The organism is Comamonas sp. MYb21, assembly GCF_037479395.1.
In the GTDB taxonomy this organism is placed as follows: Bacteria; Pseudomonadota; Gammaproteobacteria; order Burkholderiales; family Burkholderiaceae_C; genus Comamonas.
Genome location: NZ_JBBGZC010000003.1, coordinates 340,568 through 362,377 on the forward strand (window position 1 = coordinate 340,568; position 21,810 = coordinate 362,377).

Below are 21,810 nucleotides of genomic sequence, written 5' to 3' on the forward strand. Positions count from 1 at the left end.
GGTGGCCCCGAATGTGCCGAACGCGGAAAGACCAGGAGTTGCTGTTGTCCTCATCCACACGATCGCGATGCCGAGGCTGGCTGGCCGCTGTCAGCCTGGCTGCGCTCGCCGGTGGCTGCGTGCATGTGCCCAGCGACAGCGATGGCGCGGCGCCCGATGGCGTGGCGCAGAGCACAGCGCAAGGCCCTGTGCATCCCGAAGCCGCATTCACAGCACCCGAGCGCTCGGCCGCCGAGTCGGCCATCACCTCCACCGCGCCTGAGGAGCTGGCCGCGCTGTCCGGTGAGCGCCGAGGCCTGGGCCTGGTGCTGCCGCCGTCGGCGCCGCTCAGCAGCATCGATGGGCTCTCGCGCCCCTGGGATGTGCCCGATATTCCTCCCTCCCTCAAGCAAGACCCTTACCGCTCGGCCGACCAGCAAGGCATGGCTTCCTGGTATGGCGGCCAGTTCCATGGCCGCAAGACGGCCAATGGCGAGCGCTTTGACAAGGAAGGGCTGACAGCAGCACACAAGACCCTGCCTTTTGGCACCCAGGTCTGCGTGCGCAGCATGGTCACCGGCAAGGCGGTGGTGGTGCGCATCAATGACCGGGGCCCCTATGCGGGCGACCGCATCATCGACCTGAGCCAGGGCGCCGCCCAGGAGCTGGGCATGCTGGGCCTGGGTATCAAGCCGGTGGAGCTCTGGACCCTGGACGACGATGACGACGACTGCCCCTCATTTGTGCTGGCCGGGCGGCGCGGCAGCGGGGCACTGGCCGGTGATGCGGCGCCCCGCAGTCACCAGAACGCCAAGGCCGCGGTACACCATGGCCGCGTGCGGGCCGTGGTCCCCGCCACCAAGGCCCGGGCCAAGCCTGCCAAGGCTGCGCCCACAGCACGGCGCAAAAAGTAAAACCGCAGCACACAAAAGCAAAAACGCAGGTCCATCTTTGGCGATGGCCTGCGTTTTTCTGTCCGGGGTTGGCCCGGCCGGTGGTGTGTTTCCCGCCTGCGCTGCTTACTTGCCGCCGCTCTCCAGCACATAACCGGCATTGCTGTCCTGCTGCAGCAGCTCGGCCATCTGGGGCAGGGCCACCTTGAGCTGGTCCTTCAAGGTGAAGGGCGGGTTGATCAGGAACATGCCGCTGGCGGGCAGACCGGGGCGCTTTTCTTCGCCCTGGCGCATGGCGGTGGTGATCTTGCTGTTCTTGACCGTCAGCTCGGCATTGAGCCAGCTCTTGCCAAACTTGTTGGCCAGGGTCTTGAGGCGGCGGGGCAGGTCATGGGCTTCCTGGCGCGGAATGATCGGGTACCAGACCGCATAGGTGCCGGTGGGAAAGCGCTGCATGCTGTCGGCCACCATGTCGAGCACACGGCCGTAGTCGGTCTTCATCTCGTAGCTGGGGTCGCAGAGCAAAAAGGCGCGGCGCGATGGCGGGGGCAGGAATTTCTTCACGCCCTCAAAACCGTCTTCCAGCAGCACCTGGACCTGGCGGCCGGCCTTGAGCTGCGCGATATTGCCGCTCAGCGAACGGCAGTCGGTGGGGTGCAGCTCAAACAGCTTGAGCTTGTCGCGGTCGCCCAGCAGGCGCTGCGCGATAAAGGGCGAGCCCGGGTAGACCTTGTAGGTGTTGCTGGTGTTGAAGGCTTTGACCATGTCCACATAGTCCTGCAGCATGGGGCACAGGTCCTTGGCACCTTCAAGTCGGCGAATGCCCTCGTCGGCCTCGGCGCTGGTGGTGGCGTAGTCGCCGTCCAGGCGGTACAGCCCCGCCCCGGCATGGGTGTCCAGTGCAACCAATGCCGCCTCTTTTTGCGTCATGTATTGCAGGGAGGCAATCAGGATGGTGTGCTTGAGCACATCGGCGTGATTGCCGGCATGGAAGGCGTGGCGGTAACTGAACATAGGGCGCCAATGGTAGCGATATGCGCTGTGCTACGGCGCCAAAGGGGCATGCAGCAGCTGCTAAAGGCCCCAAAAACATGGAAAAAATGCCGGAACCGAGCCCATTGGTGGGATGTAAGGGAGCACTTTACGTCTTACCGAAAAACTTTTATAATGGAGAGCTTCGCAGCGATTTTTATGAATCCCGCGGCGAAGACTTTGCGTGCAGTGCCCAGGCGCTGCATGTGAGGGAGTACCGCCTAAGAGGCTTCCTGCGTGACGAGAGTTGCGTCTAGAAGAAGCACCGACCGCGGAAAAGGATTTGCCAAACCCTCTATTGAAAGAGAAAACTCATGTCTACATTCAGCGCAAAACCCGCTGAGGTGCAACACGAGTGGTTTGTGATTGACGCCACCGATAAGGTGCTCGGACGTGTCGCCAGCGAAGTGGCACTCCGTCTGCGCGGCAAACACAAAGCCATTTACACACCTCACGTTGACACCGGTGACTACATCGTCATCATCAACGCCTCCAAGATCAAGGTCACTGGTACCAAGAACACGGACAAGGTGTACTACCGTCATTCGGGCTTCCCAGGCGGCATCACTGCCACCAACTTCCGCGACATGCAAGTGAAGTTCCCTGGCCGTGCTCTCGAAAAGGCTGTCAAGGGCATGCTGCCCAAGGGTCCTCTGGGCTACGCCATGATCAAGAAGCTGAAGGTCTACGGTGGTGATGAGCATCCTCACACCGCCCAACAGCCTAAAGTGCTGGAAATCTAAGGAGTCCCGAGATGATTGGTGATTGGAACAATGGCACCGGCCGTCGCAAATCCAGCGTCGCCCGTGTGTTTCTGAAGAAGGGCTCCGGCAAGATTGTTGTGAATGGCAAGGACATTCAACAATATTTCGGCCGCGAAACCTCGATCATGATTGCAAAGCAGCCCCTGGTGCTGACCGGCAATGTCGAAACCTTCGACATCCAGGTCAACGTGCACGGCGGCGGTGAATCCGGCCAAGCCGGTGCCACCCGCCACGGCATCACCCGCGCTCTGATCGATTACGATGCAGCACTGAAGTCGCAACTGAGCCAAGCTGGCTTCGTGACCCGTGACGCACGTGAAGTCGAGCGTAAGAAGGTCGGTCTGCACTCTGCACGCCGCGCAAAGCAGTTCTCCAAGCGTTAATTGCTGGCTACTTGCCAAGAACCGCCCCTCGGGGCGGTTTTTTTATGGCGGCTCGCTACGGGTGGGCTATTCCCACACTGCAATTGGCGTCACCCGGCCCCCAGGCTGCGAGAAACATGCGATTGGAGTACCATTCTTTGCAGTACATCAAATAAGACAGGAGTCGTCTCCCATGAGCGAAGTTGCTGAAAACACCATGACGGAAATGCCCACCCCGATTGTCTTTACCGACAGTGCAGCGGCGAAGGTGGCCGATCTGATTGCCGAAGAAGGCAATCCGGATCTGAAGCTGCGCGTGTTCGTGCAAGGCGGCGGCTGCTCGGGCTTCCAGTATGGCTTTACCTTTGACGAGATTGCCAACGACGACGACACGACCATGACCAAGAATGGCGTGTCGCTGCTGATCGATGCGATGAGCTACCAGTACCTGCTGGGCGCCGAGATCGATTACAAGGAAGACCTGCAGGGCGCGCAGTTCGTGATCAAGAACCCGAACGCCACGACCACCTGCGGTTGCGGATCGAGCTTCTCGGTATAAGCCGCGCAGTCTGTGATGGAAGGCATTGCTCCTGTGCTTGCCTTCTGGTTCACCACCTTGCCACAAGCCGCTGTTGACCAGCGGCTTTTGTTTTGTCCATGTCCGCTGAACTGACCCCCCGCCCCGTTGCGCCCCACAAGGAGCGCCTGCTCTGGCTGGTGGCGATTGCCTTTTTTCTGCAGTCGCTCGATGCCACGATCCTGAACATCGCGCTGCCGGCCATGGCCCATTCGCTGGGCCAAAGCCCGCTGAAAATGCAGTCGGTGATTGTCGCCTACTCGCTGACCACGGCCATGCTGATTCCGGCCTCGGGCTGGATCGCCGACCGCTTTGGTACGCGCCGCGTCTTCATGTGGGCGATTGCGCTGTTTGTGCTGGGCTCGGTGCTCTGCGCGCTCTCGCCCAGCCTGGGCTTTCTGATCGCCGCGCGTGTGGTGCAAGGCGTGGGCGGCGCGATGATGCTGCCCGTGGGGCGCTTGGCGGTGCTGCGCAGCCACCCCAAGGGGGATTTCATCCGCGCGATGAGCTTTATCGCCATTCCCGGCCAGATCGGCCCCTTGCTGGGTCCGACCCTGGGCGGCTGGCTGGTGGAGGTCGCTACCTGGAACTGGATCTTCTGGATCAATGTGCCGGTCGGCCTCTTTGGCGTCTGGGCCGCGCGCCGCTGGATGCCCGAGACCACCTGGTCGGTGCCGCGCAAGTTCGATGGCCTGGGCTATGCGCTGCTGTCGTTTGGCATGGTGGCCATTTCGGTCGCCCTCGATGGCATGTCCGGCATGGGCCTGGGCATGGCGATGGTTGTGGTGCTGATGGTGTTTGGCCTGGCCAGCCTGGCCAGCTACTGGATGCATGCGCTGCGTGTTCCCGAGCCGCTGTTTCCGCCGATGCTGTTCCGCGTGCGCTCGCTGCGCGTGGGCCTGCTGGGCAATCTGTTTGCCCGCTTTGGCACGGGGGCTGCGCCGTTTCTGATCCCGCTGCTGCTGCAGGTGGGCCTGGGCATGGCGCCGATGAACGCCGGCATGATGATGCTGGCCACCGTCATGGGCAGCATGCTGGTCAAGCGCTTTGCGGTGCAGACGGTGCAGCACTTTGGCTACCGCCGCGTGCTGCAGGTCAACTCGGTGATGGTCGCCTTCATGCTGGCGAGCTTTGCATTGACCAGCGCCCAGCAGCCGCCCTGGTTGCTGCTGCTGCAGCTGTTTGTATTTGGCGGCTTCAACTCCATGCAGTTCTCGGCGATGAACTCGGTCACCCTGAAAGACCTGGACGGCGAATTTGCCAGCAGCGGCAACAGTCTCTTGTCGATGGTGCAGATGCTGGCCATGGGCATTGGCGTGGCCTTGGCCGGCGCGCTGCTGTCCGGTTATGCCGACCGCTGGATCACCGACCCGGACAAGTCGCTGCGCGCCATCCACGCGACCTTCCTGACCGTGGCCTTGATGACCTTGGCTGCCACCTTGGTGTTCAGCCAGCTCGACAAGGATGAGCCGGTCAAGCCGGCGCCCGATGGCGGGGATGCTTGAGCGTCAATCCTTAGCCGCTCAACGCGGGTAGATCGCCCCCAGCACCCGGGGCCCGCGCGCACCGGTCACCGCCGGCAGATTGCCCGGCAGGCGCTGCCAGCACTGGCGGGCCAGCCAGGCAAAGGCGCTGGCCTCGACCTGCTGCGGGGGCAGGCCGTGCGCGGCCGAGCTGTCCACGGCGATGCCCGGCAGCAGATCGGCCAGGCGTTGCAGCAGCTGCTGGTTGAGCGCGCCGCCGCCGCAGACGATCAAGGTCTGGCCCTCGGCTGCGCCATGGCGCTGCATGTCCTGCGCAATGGCCAGCGCGGTGAAGGCGGTCAGGCTGGCCTGCACATCGGCAGGCGCGGCGCCTGGCGCATGGCGCTCGAGCAACGGGGCCAGCCAGGCGGGGTTGAACAGATCGCGCCCAGTGCTCTTGGGTGGTGGCAGCTGGAAAAAAGGCTCTTCCATGAAGGCTGCGAGCAATGCCGGAATCACCTGGCCGCTGGCCGCCCAGTGGCCGCCGTCGTCGTAGGGATTGCCGGTGTTGAGCTGGCACCAGTGGTCCATCAGCGCATTGCCCGGGCCGCAGTCCCAGCCGCGGATGTCGTCGCCGTCGAGGCGGCTGATGTTGGAGATGCCGCCGATATTGAGCACCCAGCGCAGACTGCCCGCGCCGCCAAACACGCTGTGGTGAAAGGCGGGCACCAGCGGCGCGCCCTGGCCGCCAGCGGCCACATCGCGGCTGCGGAAATCGGCCACCACGGCAATGCCGCTGAGCTCCGCCAGCAGCGCCGGGTTGTTGAGCTGCAAGGTATAGCCAGTGCCATCCCACAGGCCTGGTTGGTGGCGCACGGTCTGGCCATGGGCGCCAATGGCGGTGATATCGCCGGGCTGCAGGCCGCTGCGCGCCAGCAGCCGATCGACCACCTGCGCATAGCTGCGTGCCAGCGCATTGCCCGCGAGTGCTGCGCGGTGCAGCTCCTGCTCGCCGGCGCTGTTGAGCGCCAGCAGCTCGGCCCGCAGCTCGGGGGCAAAGCCGGTGCTGGCGTACTGCAGCACCTCCATGCGGCCGTCCTGCCACTGGGCAATCACCCCATCCACACCATCCAGCGAGGTGCCGGACATCAGGCCCATAAAGCGTTCAGTCATTGTCTTCAAAGGTGCAAAAGCAAAGGCCCCAACAATACCAAGATTGTGGGGGCCTGGGGGCAGCGGCAGCGGCTGTTACGTGCTGCTTACCGGCGGACGGGTGTAGCAGCTTACTGGTTGGCGCTGGTCTCGAGCATCAGCATCTGGTCGTTCAGGGCCAGGCGCATGCTGTTGGCCAGGTTGTCAAACTTGGCGCGGGCCTGGCGGCTGATCGGCTTGCTGGTTTCGCTCTCGGCCACCATGGCCAGTGGGTCACGCTGCTCGCCAGCGACGCGGAACTCAAAGTGCAGGTGCGGGCCGGTGGCCCAGCCGGTCTGGCCGACGGCACCGATCTCGTCGCCCTTGCCCACGCGCGCGCCTTGCTTGACGGCGATGCGGCTCAGGTGGGCGTAGACGGTTTCGTGCTTGTTGCCGTGGTCGATGTAGATCACATTGCCGTAGCCGTTTTGCACGCCGGCAAAGGTCACCAGACCGTCGCCCACGGTGCGCACGGGCGTGCCTTGCGGGGCTGCCAGGTCGGTGCCCTTGTGGGCCGACCAGGTCTTGTGGATGGGGTGCACGCGCATGGCAAAGGCGCTGGAGACGCGGGTGTACTTGACCGGCGAGCCGATGTAGCTGCGCTCGCCGCTTTCGCCGGCGAAGTTGTAGTAGGCGCCCTTGTCCTTGGGCGAGTCCTGGAACCACAGCGCCTCATGGGTCTTGCCGTTGTTGCGGAACTCGGCGCTCAGCAGGCGGCCGGTGCCCAGCACCTCGCCATCGGCTTCCAGCGTTTCGTAGACCAGCGAGAAGCGGTCACCGGCGCGCAGCGCACGGCGGAAATCGATCTTGTCAGCAAACACCTCGACCATCTGGTTCGAGACGTTGTCGGGCAGGCTGGCTGCATCGGTGGCCGCATACAGCGAGCTGCGGATGATGCCGCCCGACAGGCGCGTGCCATGGGTCAGCGGCAGGAATTCGGTCAGGGTGTCGAACTTGCCATCGGCCTTGCGGATGCTGAAGCGCTGGAACACATCGCTGCTGTCACCGGCCCAGCGTACCGTGAGGGTGGTCAGCTCATGGCTTTGGGTGGTCTCGGCGGTGATCTGGCGGCCAGCCTTGCCAATGATGGCGCTGCGCGCCTTGGCATTGCTGCGGATGAAGGCCGCGGCTGCCGGGTCCGCCACGCCCAGGCGGCGCAGCAGGGATTCCGGCGTGTCGTTGCTGCGCACTTCATCGGTGCGGTACAAAGAAAAACCTGGTCCGTCGACCAGGTCTGCGATCGAAATGTCCGAAGCCAGCGACTCGACGGGGTATTCCACGGTCTGCACTGGCATGTCGGACGGATTGGGGCCCAGCTCAGCCACAGCAAAAGCGGCGCCGCCGCCAGTCATCAACATGACGGCGAGGGCTGCAGCGAGACGCTTGGGGTGTGCTTGGGCGGTATTGACCAGCTGGCGAATGACGAGGCTGCCAGCGGTGATGAATCCGTTGTTCAATGTTCCATCCCGGTTATGGATGGCCATCTTGCCGGCTGCGCAGTCGGAGCCAAAACAAACCGCGTCTGCAGGCGCGGTAGGGTGTTTTTTAACAAGATGGCACAAAAAAACTTCATGAGCAGCGTTCGCGGGTCTGGATGAAGTCCCCTTGGGACATCGTCTGACAGACGCGGCTAGAATAAAACGCTGCAACGCAAGGGACGCAGTATAACGCCCTCGGCTTTGCTGGCAACCTGAGAAACCCCATATGAATCAATCGACTGTTACAACTTACCCTGTTACCGACCGTGTGCAAGAGGCTTTGCAGGTAAGTCTGCGTGGGGTGGATGAGCTGCTGCCACAGGAGGAATGGGTCAAAAAACTGGCCAAATCCGAGGCGACGGGCGTGCCCCTGCGCATCAAGCTGGGCCTGGATCCCACCGCCCCGGACATCCACATTGGCCATACGGTGGTGCTCAACAAGATGCGCCAGCTGCAGGACCTGGGCCATACCGTGATCTTCCTGATCGGCGATTTCACCACCCTGATTGGCGACCCTTCGGGCCGCAACAGCACCCGGCCGCCGCTGACTGCCGCGCAGATCCAGGTGAATGCCGAGACCTACCGCGAGCAGGCCTACAAGGTGCTCGACCCGAGCAAGACCGAGCTGCGCTACAACAGCGAGTGGTGCGACAAGCTGGGCGCGCGCGGCATGATCGAGCTGTCGGCCAAGTACACCGTCGCGCGCATGATGGAGCGCAACGACTTCCACACCCGCTTCCACGAAGGCAGCTCGATCAGCCTGCACGAGTTCCTCTACCCGCTGCTGCAGGGCTATGACTCGGTGGCGCTCAAGAGCGACCTGGAGCTGGGCGGCACCGACCAGAAGTTCAATCTGATGATGGGCCGCCATCTGCAGGCCGAGTACGGCCAGGAATCGCAGTGCGTGCTGACCATGCCGCTTCTGGTGGGCCTGGACGGCGTGCACAAGATGTCCAAGTCCAAGAACAACTACATCGGCATCACCGAAGACGCCAACACCATGTTCGCCAAGGTGCTGTCGATCTCGGACGACCTGATGTGGGACTGGTTTACCCTGCTGTCCTTCATGGGCCTGCCGGAAATCGCCGCGCTCAAGCTGGAGATCGAAGGCGGCCGCAACCCCAAGGACGCCAAGGTGCTGCTGGCCAAGGAAATCACCGCACGCTTCCACAGCGCGGCAGCGGCCGATGCGGCCGAGCAGGATTTCATCAACCGCAGCAAGGGCGGTATCCCCGATGACATCCCCGAAGTCGCGCTCAGCGGCGCGCCGCTGGGCATTGGCGCCCTGCTCAAGCAGGCCAACCTCGCCCCTTCGACCAGCGAAGCCAACCGCCTGATCGACGGCGGCGGTGTGCGGGTGGACGGCGTGGTGATCGAAGACAAGGGCCTGAAGCTACCTGCCGGCACCTTTGTCGTGCAAGTGGGCAAGCGCAAGTTTGCCCGCGTGACCTTGGCCTAAAGCGGGGTTGGCCGGGCTGGTCTGGCCCGGCTGGCTGTTTGATCAAAGAGCCGCTTCCCTTTGTGGGGGGCGGCTCTTTTTTCTGATCGCCTCTTTTGACTGCTGGCACGCGCCAGTCAGCAGCGAGGCCTACTGCAGCTCAATCTTGGCCTGGGTCGCAATGCGCTTCCACAGCGCAATCTCATCGGCCTGGAACTGGCGCATCTGCGCCGGGCCGCCGCTCATCGCTGTGGCGCCCAGGTTGGCATAGAACTGCTGGGTTTCGGGCTCGGCCGCAATCTGCATGAACCAGCCCGCCAGCTTGGCGCTGGTGTCCGCCGGCGTCTTGCTGTTGACCATCGCGCCCACCCAGGTGTAGGCCTCGATGCCGGGCAGGCCCGCTTCGCGGGCGGTGGGCACATGGGGCAGGGCGGCCACGCGGCTGTCGGAGGCGACGGCCAGACCCGTCAGCCGCCCGGCCTTGATCAGCTCCTGCACCGAGGTGGCCTCGGCAAAGGCGTAATCCACCGTATGGCCGGCCACGGCGGTAGCGACTTCGCCCGCGCCCTTGAAGGGCACATGCACGGTCTGCACCTTGGCCACATCGTTGAACAGCTCACCCATCAGCTGGTAGCCGGCCGAGCCCGCGCCAAAGTTGATCTTGCCGGGGCTGGCCTGGGCCTTGGCCACCAGATCCTTGAGCTGCCTGGTATCGGCATCCCCCGGCGCCACGACGATGGCCGGGGCGCGCATCATCATCGTCAGCGGCGCAAAGTCCTTTTGCGGGTCATAGGGCAGCTCCTTGAACAGCGCTGTGTTCACCGCCAGGGTGGAGTTGCTGCCAATAAAGACGGTGTAGCCATCGGCCGGGGCCGACAAGGCCTGCTTGACCGCTATAAAGCCATTGCCGCCTGGCCGGTTCTCCACCACCACCGGCTGGCCGCTGAGCTGCTGCAGCTTTTTGGCGTAGTAGCGCGCCGAGGTGTCGGTGCCGCTGCCCGGCCCAAAGGGCACGATGAACTTGATGGGCTTGCTGGGAAAGTCCTGGGCCTGCAGCGCCGGGCTGGCGGCGCCCGCGAGCAGCGCCGCACACAGCGCCAGCGCCTGCCGGCGGCCAAAGCGAGGGTTGAACATGGCTGTCTCCTTGTGTCGTTATAGGTGGCTGCCTGCGGGCGTGGAACGCGCAGGCAGCCGCTTTGACTGTAGGGAGGGTGCTCAGGCTTGTCTAATAGTGAATTGGCCGGGGCTGAGAGCACAGGCGTATCAGCGCGCGCCTTATCCAAGCGGCAATCAGCTGCCGGTGGTATCCCCAATCGCCGTGCGCGTGGCGGCGGCCTGCAACTGCAGCCAGGCGCAAAAGGCGGTGACTTCGGGGCGTTGCTGGCTGCGCGGACCAATGATCAGCCAGTAGGCGAGGGGGGAATCCATGCGGTATTCGGGCAGCACCTCGACCAGATCGCCATTGGCCAGCGCATCGGCCACCAGTGGCATGCGTGCCAGCGCCAGGCCCTGGCCGGTCAGGGCGGCTTGTGCGATCTGGTGCGCGTAGTTGAGGTACAGCCAGCGTTTGGGTTGCAGATTGCCGCAGCCGTGCAGCTCCAGCCAGCGCTCCCAGGTCAGCCAGTCCAGGTGCTGCAGGCGGTGGGCGTCGCCTGCCTCGATCAAGGTGTGGCGGGCCACGTCGGCGGGTTGGCTGATGCGCGGGTGGCTTTGCAGCAGCCAGGGGCTGGCGACAACGGCCAGTTGCTCGCCAAACAGGCGCTGCGCGTTGGCGGTGGCGTGCTGGGGCAGGCTGTAGCGCAGCGCCAGGTCCACATCCGAGGTTTCCAGGTCGAGGACGTTGTCGGTGGCATCGATGCGGATGTCGATCTCGGGGTTGTCGCGCTGAAAAGCCTCCATGCGCGGGATCAGCCACATCGACGCAAAGCTGGCCCAGGTGGTGATGGCCACGCTCTTGCGGCCACTGGTCTGGCGGATCAGGCGCACGGCCGAGTCGATGCGCTCGATGGCCGGCGACACGGCGCGCTGCAGCTGGGCGCCAGCGCTGGTCAGCTCCACCGCGCGGGTATGGCGCAAAAACAGCGCAATGCCGACCTCGTCTTCCAGCGCCTGGATCTGCCGGCTGACGGCCGACTGGGTCAACGCCAGCTCCTCGGCAGCGGCGCGGAAGTTCAGGTAGCGAGCTACCGCCAGAAAAGCGCGCAGATGGCCCACGGCGATGGGCCGGGTGCGGAGCAGGGAAGGCGGCAGAGGCAGGTCTGGCATGGTGGAGGCACTGTAGCAAGAAGTACACACTGCGCCAGGGTGTATGCCCGGGGCAGGCCAACCATCATGCTCCTGCTTCGATAGCTGCCGCTGGCTTGGTGTGGCCTTGGGGCTGCGGAAAGACCAAGAACTAGGGTAAACCATTAATGCTGCGGCTGCATCGATCGGCCTTGTTTTATTCATTGGACGCAGGCGCTGCCCAGGCGCAAGATACGTATATCGGGTAAACCCTAGGATCGGAACGACACCAGGGCCCTGCAAAGGAAAACACCATGGCAATGTCTGCATCTCATGTTCTGTCTGCTGGCTCCATCGCTGCGCGCCCCGCGCGTGCCAGCCGCGCTGCCTCGGCCGCTGCCGAGATGCGCATTCTGCCCTCCGGCAAGGCCATCAGCTTTGTGCCCCAGCGCGATACCGTGCTGCGCATCTCCGAAGGCACCGCCTGGGTCACCCTGGGCCTGGGTCTGAGCAACGAAGCCAGCCTGCAAGCCGGTGACCTGGTGCTGCACGCCGGCCACACGGTTGTGCTCAAGGCCGGCCAGTCGGTCGTCATCGAGAGCAAGCGCCAGGATGCGCTGGTCTACCACTTCCCCAAGAACCAGGGCGGCCAGCCCAACCTGGACGAGCAGCCCGCACGCTGGTTCACCCGCTTTCAATGGGGTAAGACCGACGGCAGCATGCTCTACAACATATAGAGTGACTGACACAGCCCTTGATACGCCGTTGTTCAGCCTTGTCGTACGTTTGCACTGCCTGCGGCTGAACGCCTCGTCTCAACCGCAAACCTTCGGTTTGCTGGGCTGTCTAAGTCCCTCATTCGAACACTTGCCCACAACAGCCTGCCTTGCGCAGGCTGTTTTTTTTGCCCAAAGACAGTGGCGGTGGCGGAAGCTGAAAGCCTGTAGAGCGCGCGATAATCACAGGGTTTTGTCTTTTAGAGGCGGTGCCCGACGCCGCCTCGCTGATCCACCATGACCGCTCCACTCGACATCATCATCATGGCCGCCGGCAAGGGCACGCGCATGAAAAGCCGCCACCCCAAGGTGTTGCAGAAGCTGGCCGGGCGCGCGCTGCTGCAGCATGTGCTCGATACCGCTGCCCAGCTGCAGGCCCGCTCGGCGGTAGTGATCACCGGCCATGGCGCTGACCAGGTGGAGGCGGCGATAGGCCAGAACCGCGCCGGCATCAGCCAGCTGGCCTTTGCGCGCCAGGAGCCGCAACTGGGCACGGGCCACGCGGTGCAGCAGGCGGTGCCGCTGCTGGCCGATGAGGGCATGGCGATTGTGCTGTCCGGCGATGTGCCACTGACGCAGGCAGACACCTTGCAAGGCCTGCTTGATGCCGCAGGCAGCGACCGCATGGCCCTGCTCACCGTCAACATGCCCGACCCCACGGGCTACGGCCGCATTGTGCGCAATGCCGAGGGAACGGTGCAGCGCATCGTCGAGCAAAAGGATGCGAATGCGGACGAGCGCGCGATCACTGAGGTTTACAGCGGCATCATGGCTGTGCCACTGCGCCGGCTCAAGCCCTGGCTGGCCCAACTGAACAATAACAATGCCCAGGGCGAGTACTACCTGACCGACATCGTCGCCATGGCCGTTGCCGATGGCGTGGCGGTGGAAGGCCATTGCATTGCCGATGTGCTGCAGGTGGCCGGCATCAACAGCCCCCAGCAACTGGCCGAGCTGGAGCGCGCCCACCAGATGCGCCAGGCCCACGCGCTGATGGCCCAGGGTGTGCGCATGGCCGACCCGGCCCGTTTTGACCTGCGCGACGATGCGCGCGGCGGCAAGGCGCAGCTCATCTGCGGCCAGGATGTCGAGATCGATGTGGGCTGCATCTTTGGCGGCCAGGTGCGCATTGGCGATGGCGCGCGCATTGGCGCCTACTGCCATATCAGCAATGCCGAGATTGCGGCCGATGCGGTGATCCACCCGTTTACCCATATCGATGGTGAAGCTGCTGGCGCCCTGGTGGGCGAGGGCGCGCTGGTCGGGCCCTTTGCCCGACTGCGCCCTGGTGCCCAGCTGGGCAAGCAGGTGCACATCGGCAATTTTGTCGAGGTCAAGAACTCGCGCCTGGCAGATGGCGCCAAGGCCAACCACCTGGCCTACCTGGGCGATGCCGAGGTTGGCGAGCGGGTCAACTACGGCGCGGGCAGCATCACCGCCAACTATGACGGCGCCAACAAGCACCGCACCGTCATCGAAGCCGATGTGCATGTGGGCAGCAACTGCGTGCTGGTAGCGCCGCTGACCATTGGCGCTGGTGGCACCGTGGGCGGGGGCTCCACGATCACCAAGAGCACGCCGCCGGGCGCCTTGAGCGTGGCGCGCGGCAAGCAGGTCAGCATTGCGAACTGGAGCCGGCCGCAGAAGAAAAGCTAAGCGCCTCTTCTAATGCCGGCGCTGCCCAGCAGCCTTAGAAATCCACCGATGCCGACACGACAAAGGTGCGCGGCACCATCGGCGATACCGCGCCCCAGGAGGTGACCCCTGCCCAGGCATTGCGGTCAGCCAGGTTCTGCACGGTGGCGCGCAAGGTGGTCTTGCGGTCGGCGATGCGGGTGGTGTAGCGCAGGCCCAGGTCGGCGCGGGTCCAGGCCGGAATGCGCAGCTGGTTGGCCTGGTCGGCATACTGGGCGCCGGTGTAGGCCAGGTCGGCGATCAGGCTCAGGCCCTGGAGGGCGGGCACATCCCACTCGACCCCCACATTGGCCAGCAGGCGCGAGGTGCCAATGGGCCGGTTGCCCACCAGTGCGGCCGTCGCAGCACGGGTGATCTCCGGCTTCAGCACGGTCAGGCCGCCCAGCAGGCGCAGGCCCTTGGCGGCTTCGCCATAAGCGTACAGCTCCATGCCCAGGTTGCGCTGCTCGCCATTGCTTTGGTAGACGCCCTGGTTCAGCCCGCCGCTGGGTTTCTCGATGCTGAACAGCGAGGCCGTGGCCATGAAACTGCCCAGGTCGTACTTGCTGCCGATCTCGTACTGGCGGCTTTTGTAGGGGCGCAGCACCTCGCCGTAGTTGCTGGCCGACGGCGGCGCGATATCGCCCTTGCTCAGCCCTTCGATGTAGTTGGCGTAGAGCGACCAGTGGGGCGCCTGGCGCCAGACCACGCCCAGCGCAGGTGTGGTGACCCGCTCGTCATAGACATTGGCGGTGGCGCCGGTCAGCGCATTGAAATTGGTCGATTTGATCACCTGGTGGCGCAGGCCCAGGGACAGCTGCAGGCGGTCGTTCAGCAGCCCTACCGTGTCGACCAGCGCCAGGCTGGTGTTGCGGTTGTCATGGATGCGGGGAATGTCGCTCGGCCGGGCAATGCTCTGCGGGCTGTTGGCAATGGGCGCATAGATGTTGGACTGGATCGTGCTGCCCGCTTGCAGCGCGCGGTGGAACTCCTCGCGGTAGCTGGCCAGCTGCAGCGTGACGGAGTGCTTGACCCCCGCCAGCGCAAAGCGCGAGCGCAGGCCGGCATCGATGGTGCTGCGGTCCACATCGAACACCGCATAGGTGGGGGTGCTGCTGGTGGCGCCGGAGGCTGAGGTCAGGCGCGGGGCCGAGTCGTAGAGGCGGTCCACATCGGCGCGCGACTGGCCCACATTGGCAAACACCGTGAGCTGCTCGGTCACATCGAACTCGGTGCGCAGCAGCACCGCGCGCTCGCGGTTGTCCGACCATTCCCAGGCCTGCGAGGCATTGCGCTTGCCGCTGGGGGCGGCCGGCAGCGCGGTCAGCCCGCTGGGCATGATGGGCCGGCCCACGCCGTCGATGCGCTCGTCCTGCGACAGGATGTCAAGCGTGGCGCGGAACTGCGCCACTTCGTAATCCAGCGCCAGGGCCAGCACATTGCCATTGCTGCGCTGCTGGTCCACCACCGTATCGCCCTGGTACTTGCTGGCATTGATGCGGATGCCGTACTGGCCGTCGTCGCCAAAGCGCCGGCCCACATCGGCATGGCTGTGCCAGAGGCTGTCGGAGCTGATGCCTGCCGTGAGCCTGGCCACCTCCTCATTGGCGCGCTTGGGCGCGATATTGATCACGCCGCCCACCGAGCCATTGGGCGACATGCCAAACAGCAGCGCGCCCGGGCCCTTGATGACCTCGATGCGGTCCACATACTCGGTGCGCACCCGGTAGTTGGGCGCAATGCCGTAGATGCCGTCAAAGGCGATTTCGCCGGAGTTGCCTTCCCAGATCGGAAAGCCCCGGATATAGAGGTTGTCCACATTGCCGCCGGGCAGCACGGTGTAGCGCACCGAGGGGTCGCGGTTCACCGCCTCGGCAATGGTGCTGGCCTGCTGGTCGCGCACCGCCTGGGCGGTGTAGCTGGTGGTGCTGAAGGGCGCATTCATATTGCTGGTATTACCCAGCACGCCCAGGCGCACGCCCTTGGCCACCTGGCCACCGGCATAGGGCGCCGGCAGCAGGTTGACATACTGGTCGCCGGCCGACACGGTGACCTGGGGCAGGGTGGGGTCCTGGTCTGGCGCAGGGGCGGGGGCTGGCGCTGGTATGCGCTCCAGGGTCAAGGTGCCGCCTGCGATGCGGCCTTGCAGGCCACTGCCCTGCAGCAGCTGGGCCAGGCCTTGCTGCAGCGCATAGCGGCCGCTGAGCGCCTGTGACTGCCGGCCTAGCACCAGCTCGGAGGCATAGGTCAGCTGCAGGCCGGCCTGGCGGGCAAATTGGCTCAGCGCAGCGGACAGCGCCTGGGCGGGCAGCTCCAGCTGCAGGCTTTGGGCAGCGGCCAGCTGCAGCTGCAGCCCCAGGCCGAGTGCAGCGCAGGCGCGGGCCAGGGCAGAGCGGCGGCGCAGAGGAGAAGAGCGCGAGGAAAAGACGGAGGGCGCAGGGGCGAGAGGCATAAAGGCTTTCAGCAAGAGCGAAGGGGATGGCCAAAGACCGAGGCCTGGAGGGCCAGACCGGTCTTCTGAAAGCAAATACGAACCAGGCCGCAAAACCCTGAAAAATACATCAGCTCTTTTTGCGCAGGCTGATCAGCAAGGCGCCATCGGCCTGGGCCTTGACCTGCACCGGCGCCAGCTGCGGCAGGTTGCGCAGCCAGCGCTCGGCCTGCACGATGCGCACATGGCCGCTGATGGCCAGCTGCGCAGCGCCCGCATCAATCTGCAGCGGGCGGCTGCTGTAGCGCCCCAGGCGCTCGACCACCTGGCCCAGCGGCTGCTGGTCAAAGACCAGCTCGCCGTCGCGCCAGGCGGCAGGCCGGGGCTGGGCCTGTACCTGCCAGGCGGCTGCGCCAGCGGCCAGCGGCACGTGCAGCGATTGCTGGCCTTGCAGCAGGATCTGCTGTTGGCTGCCCAGCTGCTCCACCCGCACCTGGCCCGATTCGACCTGCACCAGCACCGCATCGGGCTCCAGCTCCACGCCAAAGCTGGTGCCCAGCACGCGGATGCGCACGGTGCCGGCCTGCACCTCAAAGGGCCGCTCGGTATCGCGCGCCACGCTGAAGAAGGCCGCGCCCGCCAGCAGCTGGGCCTCGCGGAGGCCGGCGCGGTAGCGCAGCTCCACATGGCTGGCGGCATCGATGCGCAGCTGGCTGCCATCGGGCAGATCCAGGCTGCGCTGCATGCCGGTGCCACTGGCGAGGCTGCCTTGCCACAGCAGGCGCTGCTGCCACCGCTGCCAGGCGGGCCAGCCGGCGCAGGCCAGGCCCGCAACCCCCAGCAAAGCGCCCAGCGCGCCCCTGCGGCGGCGCCGTGCAGCGGCCTGCTGCGTGCCCTGGGCATCGCCGCGCCAGCGCAGCAGGGCGGCCTCCAGGCAGGCATCGGCCTGCATCAGGTCGCGCTCCACGGTGTTCAGCGATACCTGCAGGCTCTGCGCAATCTGCGCATGGGTCTGGCCCTGCAGGCGGTGGGCCAGCAGCGCCGACCGCATGCGTGCGGGCAGCTCGGCGATGACCTGGGCCACCAGATTCAGCGCCTGGCGGTACATGGCCTGGTCGGCCACATCGCTGGCGCTGGGGGGCTGCAGCTGCTGCCAATCCTGCAGGCTGCGCTGCTGCATGCCGCGCTGGCGCAAATGGTCCAGCGCCAGGTGCTTGGCGGTGGCAAACAGGTAGGCGCGGGCCGCTTCCTGGCTGGGGGAGCTGCCATCGGGCAATTGCGCGGGGGCGGCCGCCAGGCGCAGCCAGGTCTCCTGCACCAGGTCACGGGCCTCATCGCGGCTGCCGGTCTTGCCGGTCAGGTAGGCCAGCAGCTGCGGCTGGTGGGCGCAGAACAGCGCATGCCAGCGTTGGGCGCTCCAGGGGGCAAGAGAAGATGGCATGGCGGTGGCAAAGCTCTGAAAACGAGAATGACTATCATTCTAGTTTCTAGGCCTTCGCCATGCCGATGCGGGGGCAGGCAGGCGGGGATGGCCTGCCTGCGGGAGAGGATCAGCTGGCCGCTGCTGCCGAGCCCGGCATATTGGCCAGCTCGGCCAGGTGCGCGGCCGAGATTGGTTCCAGCTCGGCATAGCTGCCGTACATGCGCGGGGCGCCCCGGGCCTGTTCCAGTGCCGCTTCGGCCTGCACGATCCAGTCGTCAACCGACTGGTGGTACTTGGCCAGGCTGGCAATGCCGATGCTGACGCTGATCTGCACATCGGGCCAGTCGCGCAGGCGGCGGTTGAGTGCCTGGCTGTGGATGCGGTCGGCAATCTGGTTGGCAATGTCCAGGTTGACACCCGACAGCAGCACGGCAAACGAGTCGCCGCCAAAGCGGCAGGTGGCGTCGCCCGGGCGCACGCAGGTGCGCAAGGTGTTGGCCACGGCAATGATGACCTCGTCGCCAGCGGTCTCGCCATGGCGGCTGTTGAGCTCGCGGAAGTTATCCACATCGACGACGATGAGGAACGCCGGGATGTCCTTTTGCTTGGCATAGGCGAACAAGCGGGTCGCCAGATCCTGCCAGTACATGCGGCCAAAAAAGCCGGTCATCGCATCGACGCGGCGCATCACCATCAGCATCTGCTCTTTGTGGGCCAGGCTGCGCAGCAGGTGGCCGGTGGCGATGCCTTGCATCGCCAGGTACAGGGCGACGGCCAGCAGGCTGCCGACAATGGTGAAGGTGCTGGTGTGGCGCTGGACCTCGAACGAGGTGAGCAGACCGGTGACCGCCAGGCCCGCGATGGCGCCGACGACGGCCAGGGCCGCATGGCGCACACTTTGCATGGCGTAGGTGCAGTGCACCAGCACCATCAGCATGATGGCACTGGTCAGCAGGTGGAAATGCACCAGCGCCACCCAGACGCCAATGACCAGGCCGTCGACAAAGCTGAGGATGACATCGTTGACGTCCGACCCGCCCGTGCGGCGGGTGCGCCAGCGGGCCAGCAGGGGCCAGGCCAGCAGCGGCAGCGCCACAGCCAGCCAGATGGGCCAGGAGGCATTGCGCTGCCACAGCGCGCCTGCGGCGGCCAGCGCACAGGACGCCAGAAAAACAATGCGGCCCCAGTCACTGCGCTGCTGGGTGCTGTCCATTTTGATATGCACCATGTATAGCCTCTCCTAGCCGTGGGTCACAGTCGTTGCAGGCATACCTGTCAATGTTACTGTTTGATACTCCCGGTGTAAGTATGAGGCCGGACCACCGCCAAGACAAGCCAGTCCGGGCTTGTTACATTTGTTGAATGTTTTCGTCCACAACGACTGCCTGAGAGTGGTCATGCACATCGCAGCCATGCACGGTGGCTGCGGAGGGCTGGGCAACAAGGCCGTAGCGCAATGCCCGTTTTTACCAAGCGGGTAATCGCAGGGCTCCAGAGGGTGTTGGCACCGCCAAGCCTGCTGTTGAGGCGCTAGCAGGCTTTAGCCGTGGTGCGACAGGTGCGGACCCTTGGGCAGGGGGATGCGGGTGATGAACTTGCTGCGCTTGGTGGCGAAGTAGGTTTTCACATTGCGCACATTGCTTTGTGAGGTGAAGAGCTTTTGCGTCAGCGCCAGGTAGCCGGGCATGTCATGGGCGTAGACCACCAGCACAAAGTCCGGCCCCGGGCTGACGCGCCAGCATTGCTGCACCTGGTCATTCTGCACCACGGCAGCCTCAAAGGCATCGAGCTCTTCGGCGCCCTGGCGTTCCAGGCTCACTTCGACCAGCGCAAACAGGCCAAAGCCCTGCACCTTGGCCAGCACATCGTGCGAGAGCAAGGCGACCTCGGCGGCGATCAGGCCCAGCTCGCGCAGGCGCTTGATGCGCCGCAGGCAGGTGGGGGGCGAGACATGTACCTTGTCGGCCAGCGCGTGGTTGCTGACCGAGGCATCCTTTTGCAGAGCGTCGAGCAGCTGCAGGTCGATGATATCCAGCGTGAAATCATTCAAATCATCGTTCATTATGAAATTTTATTTCAATAGATATTTAATGAGAAATATTATTTCAAAAACTTGCAAAAATGGAAAGAAAATAAAATGCTGACCTGTCTACACTGCAGCCATTGTTGATCAAGGAGTGAATGCTATGTGCGGCATTGTTGGTGCAGTTTCTACGCGCAATATCGTCCCGGTGCTGGTGCAAGGCCTGCAGCGGCTGGAGTACCGGGGTTATGACTCCTGCGGTGTGGCCGTGCATGAAGCGAGCCTCGACGGCCGCCAGCCCGGCGGCCTGCGCCGCGCCCGCAGCACGGCCCGCGTCGCCGAGCTGGTGGAGCAGGTAGCGAGCGAGCAGCTGCAAGGCGCCACCGGCATTGCCCACACGCGCTGGGCCACGCATGGTGCGCCCGCCGTGCACAATGCCCACCCGCATTTCAGCGCAGGCCCGGGCGTGGCCGATGTGCAAGCCGTGGGCCGCGTAGCCCTGGTGCACAACGGCATCATCGAGAACCACGAAGCGCTGCGCGCCGAGCTGCAGGCCAAGGGCTACCAGTTCCTGAGCCAGACCGATACCGAAGTGATTGCCCACCTGGTGGACAGCCACTACGACGGCGACCTGTTCACGGCCTTGCAGCAGGCCATCAAGTCCCTGCGCGGCGCCTATGCGATTGCCGTCATGCACAAGGACGAGCCCCACCGCGTGGTCGGCGCACGTGCCGGCTCGCCACTGATCCTGGGCGTGGGCAACAACGAGAACTTCCTGGCCAGCGATGCGATGGCGCTGGCCGGCGTGACCGACCAGATCGTCTACCTGGCTGAAGGCGACATGGTCGACCTGCAGATTGGCCGCTACTGGGTGGTGGACCACAACGGCAAGACGCTGGAGGCGGCCGACCGCCCGGTCAAGACCGTGCATGCGCACAGCGGCGCGGTGGAGCTGGGCCCCTACCGCCACTACATGCAAAAAGAGATCTTCGAGCAGCCGCGCGCGATTGCCGATACGCTCGAAGGCGTGCAAAGCGTGGTGCCCGAGCTGTTTGATGGCGTGGAGGGCGATGCCGCCTGGCGCGTGTTCAAGGAGATCGACGAGGTGCTGATCCTGGCCTGCGGCACCAGCTACTACAGCGGCTGCACTGCCAAGTACTGGATCGAAGGCCTGGCGGGCATCCGCTGCAATGTGGAAGTGGCCAGCGAATACCGCTACCGCAAGAGCGTGCCCAACCCCCGGGCCCTGGTCGTCACCATCAGCCAATCGGGCGAGACGGCCGATACGCTGGCAGCACTGCGCCATGCCCAGGGCCTGGGCATGACCAACACCTTGACCATCTGCAATGTGGCCACCAGCGCCATGGTGCGCGAGTGCAAGCTGAGCTACATCACCCGTGCGGGCATGGAAATCGGGGTGGCCTCGACCAAGGCCTTTACCACCCAGCTGGCGGGCCTGTTCCTGCTGACCCTGGCCCTGGGCCAGAGCAAGGGCCACATCACCGAAGCGCAGTCCGACGCCTACCTGGAAAAAATGCGCCACCTGCCGCTGGCCCTGCAAGCCGTGCTGGCGCTCGAACCCCAGGTAGTGAGCTGGGCCGAGGACTTTGCGCGCAAGGAAAATGCGCTCTTCCTGGGCCGTGGCATCCACTACCCGATCGCGCTGGAAGGCGCGCTCAAGCTCAAGGAGATCAGCTACATCCACGCCGAAGCCTACCCGGCCGGCGAGCTCAAACACGGCCCGCTGGCGCTGGTGGACAGCGAGATGCCCGTCGTCACCGTCGCCCCCAACGACGAGCTGCTGGAAAAGCTGAAAAGCAATATGCAGGAAGTGCGCGCGCGCGGCGGTGTGCTCTATGTGCTGGCCGATGCCAACACCAATATCGAGAACGAAGAGGGCATGCATGTGATCCGCATGCCCGAGCACTACGGCGTGCTCAGCCCCATCCTGCATGTGGTGCCGCTGCAGCTGCTGTCCTACCACACGGCCGTGGCACGCGGCACCGATGTGGACAAGCCGCGCAACCTGGCCAAGTCGGTCACGGTGGAGTAAGACATGCCGGCATGGTTTGCTCAGCGCACC

Annotated in this window: 18 protein-coding genes; 9 read left to right on the top strand and 9 right to left on the bottom strand. The window is 64.7% G+C overall.

Going from position 1 to position 21,810, the window contains the following annotated elements; translation table 11 throughout:
* Positions 1–44 precede the first annotated feature (44 nt).
* Positions 45–893 carry a septal ring lytic transglycosylase RlpA family protein gene (locus WH367_RS06550; RefSeq protein WP_339534963.1) on the top strand — a complete coding sequence of 283 codons (849 nt, stop codon included), beginning with the start codon at positions 45–47 and terminating at the stop codon, positions 891–893.
* A 105-nt stretch (positions 894–998) separates the two neighbouring features.
* On the opposite strand, the gene WH367_RS06555 is transcribed toward WH367_RS06550, so the two are convergent.
* Positions 999–1,886, bottom strand: coding sequence for a 23S rRNA (adenine(2030)-N(6))-methyltransferase RlmJ (locus tag WH367_RS06555; protein ID WP_021026902.1), 888 nt, complete (start codon positions 1,884–1,886; stop codon positions 999–1,001).
* Positions 1,887–2,218: 332 nt separating this feature from the next.
* Here WH367_RS06555 and rplM point away from each other — a divergent pair, with 332 nt between their 5' ends.
* From rplM to mdtD, 4 genes are all read left to right on the top strand, one after another.
* Positions 2,219–2,647 carry a 50S ribosomal protein L13 gene (gene rplM / locus WH367_RS06560; protein WP_021026901.1) on the top strand — a complete coding sequence of 143 codons (429 nt, stop codon included), beginning with the start codon at positions 2,219–2,221 and terminating at the stop codon, positions 2,645–2,647.
* An 11-nt stretch (positions 2,648–2,658) separates the two neighbouring features.
* Positions 2,659–3,051, top strand: coding sequence for a 30S ribosomal protein S9 (rpsI, locus tag WH367_RS06565; RefSeq protein WP_021026900.1), 393 nt, complete (start codon positions 2,659–2,661; stop codon positions 3,049–3,051).
* Between the two features lie 172 nt (positions 3,052–3,223).
* Positions 3,224–3,589 (top strand): iron-sulfur cluster insertion protein ErpA, encoded by a 366-nt coding sequence (erpA, locus tag WH367_RS06570; protein ID WP_021026899.1) that lies wholly within the window; start codon positions 3,224–3,226, stop codon positions 3,587–3,589.
* A gap of 98 nt (positions 3,590–3,687) precedes the next feature.
* On the top strand, positions 3,688–5,112 hold the full coding sequence (mdtD, locus tag WH367_RS06575; RefSeq protein WP_021026898.1) for a multidrug transporter subunit MdtD: 1,425 nt from the start codon (positions 3,688–3,690) through the stop codon (positions 5,110–5,112).
* Positions 5,113–5,130: 18 nt separating this feature from the next.
* Here mdtD and WH367_RS06580 read toward each other — a convergent pair whose 3' ends face one another.
* Both WH367_RS06580 and WH367_RS06585 read right to left on the bottom strand, forming a co-directional pair.
* Positions 5,131–6,243 carry an anhydro-N-acetylmuramic acid kinase gene (locus tag WH367_RS06580; RefSeq protein WP_339534964.1) on the bottom strand — a complete coding sequence of 371 codons (1,113 nt, stop codon included), beginning with the start codon at positions 6,241–6,243 and terminating at the stop codon, positions 5,131–5,133.
* 110 nt (positions 6,244–6,353) lie between these two features.
* A complete protein-coding gene (locus WH367_RS06585; RefSeq protein ID WP_339517162.1) occupies positions 6,354–7,745 on the bottom strand; it encodes a M23 family metallopeptidase in 1,392 nt (463 codons plus the stop codon).
* A 220-nt stretch (positions 7,746–7,965) separates the two neighbouring features.
* Between WH367_RS06585 and tyrS the strand changes: the two genes are divergently transcribed.
* Positions 7,966–9,198 carry a tyrosine--tRNA ligase gene (gene tyrS / locus WH367_RS06590; RefSeq protein ID WP_339534965.1) on the top strand — a complete coding sequence of 411 codons (1,233 nt, stop codon included), beginning with the start codon at positions 7,966–7,968 and terminating at the stop codon, positions 9,196–9,198.
* A 129-nt stretch (positions 9,199–9,327) separates the two neighbouring features.
* Here tyrS and WH367_RS06595 read toward each other — a convergent pair whose 3' ends face one another.
* Together WH367_RS06595 and WH367_RS06600 are read right to left on the bottom strand one after the other, a co-directional pair.
* Positions 9,328–10,311 carry a Bug family tripartite tricarboxylate transporter substrate binding protein gene (locus WH367_RS06595; protein ID WP_021026895.1) on the bottom strand — a complete coding sequence of 328 codons (984 nt, stop codon included), beginning with the start codon at positions 10,309–10,311 and terminating at the stop codon, positions 9,328–9,330.
* Between the two features lie 156 nt (positions 10,312–10,467).
* Positions 10,468–11,442 carry a LysR substrate-binding domain-containing protein gene (locus WH367_RS06600; protein ID WP_021026894.1) on the bottom strand — a complete coding sequence of 325 codons (975 nt, stop codon included), beginning with the start codon at positions 11,440–11,442 and terminating at the stop codon, positions 10,468–10,470.
* Positions 11,443–11,714: 272 nt separating this feature from the next.
* Between WH367_RS06600 and WH367_RS06605 the strand changes: the two genes are divergently transcribed.
* Positions 11,715–12,137, top strand: a complete 423-nt coding sequence (locus WH367_RS06605; protein ID WP_339534966.1) for a DUF2917 domain-containing protein — start codon at positions 11,715–11,717, stop codon at positions 12,135–12,137.
* Positions 12,138–12,413: 276 nt separating this feature from the next.
* Positions 12,414–13,832: a bifunctional UDP-N-acetylglucosamine diphosphorylase/glucosamine-1-phosphate N-acetyltransferase GlmU gene (glmU, locus tag WH367_RS06610; protein WP_339534967.1), complete on the top strand. Its 1,419-nt coding sequence runs from the start codon at positions 12,414–12,416 to the stop codon at positions 13,830–13,832.
* A gap of 34 nt (positions 13,833–13,866) precedes the next feature.
* Here glmU and WH367_RS06615 read toward each other — a convergent pair whose 3' ends face one another.
* The 4 genes from WH367_RS06615 to WH367_RS06630 all read right to left on the bottom strand — a co-directional run bounded on the left by WH367_RS06615 (position 13,867) and on the right by WH367_RS06630 (position 19,766).
* Positions 13,867–16,302 (bottom strand): TonB-dependent receptor, encoded by a 2,436-nt coding sequence (locus WH367_RS06615; RefSeq protein ID WP_339534968.1) that lies wholly within the window; start codon positions 16,300–16,302, stop codon positions 13,867–13,869.
* A 109-nt stretch (positions 16,303–16,411) separates the two neighbouring features.
* Positions 16,412–17,722, bottom strand: a complete 1,311-nt coding sequence (locus tag WH367_RS06620) for a sigma-70 family RNA polymerase sigma factor (RefSeq protein WP_339534970.1) — start codon at positions 17,720–17,722, stop codon at positions 16,412–16,414.
* A 109-nt stretch (positions 17,723–17,831) separates the two neighbouring features.
* On the bottom strand, positions 17,832–18,932 hold the full coding sequence (locus WH367_RS06625; protein WP_339534972.1) for a GGDEF domain-containing protein: 1,101 nt from the start codon (positions 18,930–18,932) through the stop codon (positions 17,832–17,834).
* 312 nt (positions 18,933–19,244) lie between these two features.
* On the bottom strand, positions 19,245–19,766 hold the full coding sequence (locus WH367_RS06630; RefSeq protein ID WP_339517168.1) for an Lrp/AsnC family transcriptional regulator: 522 nt from the start codon (positions 19,764–19,766) through the stop codon (positions 19,245–19,247).
* A gap of 124 nt (positions 19,767–19,890) precedes the next feature.
* On the opposite strand from WH367_RS06630, the gene glmS reads away from it, so the two are divergent.
* On the top strand, positions 19,891–21,780 hold the full coding sequence (gene glmS / locus WH367_RS06635; protein ID WP_339517169.1) for a glutamine--fructose-6-phosphate transaminase (isomerizing): 1,890 nt from the start codon (positions 19,891–19,893) through the stop codon (positions 21,778–21,780).
* Positions 21,781–21,810: the final 30 nt, after the last annotated feature.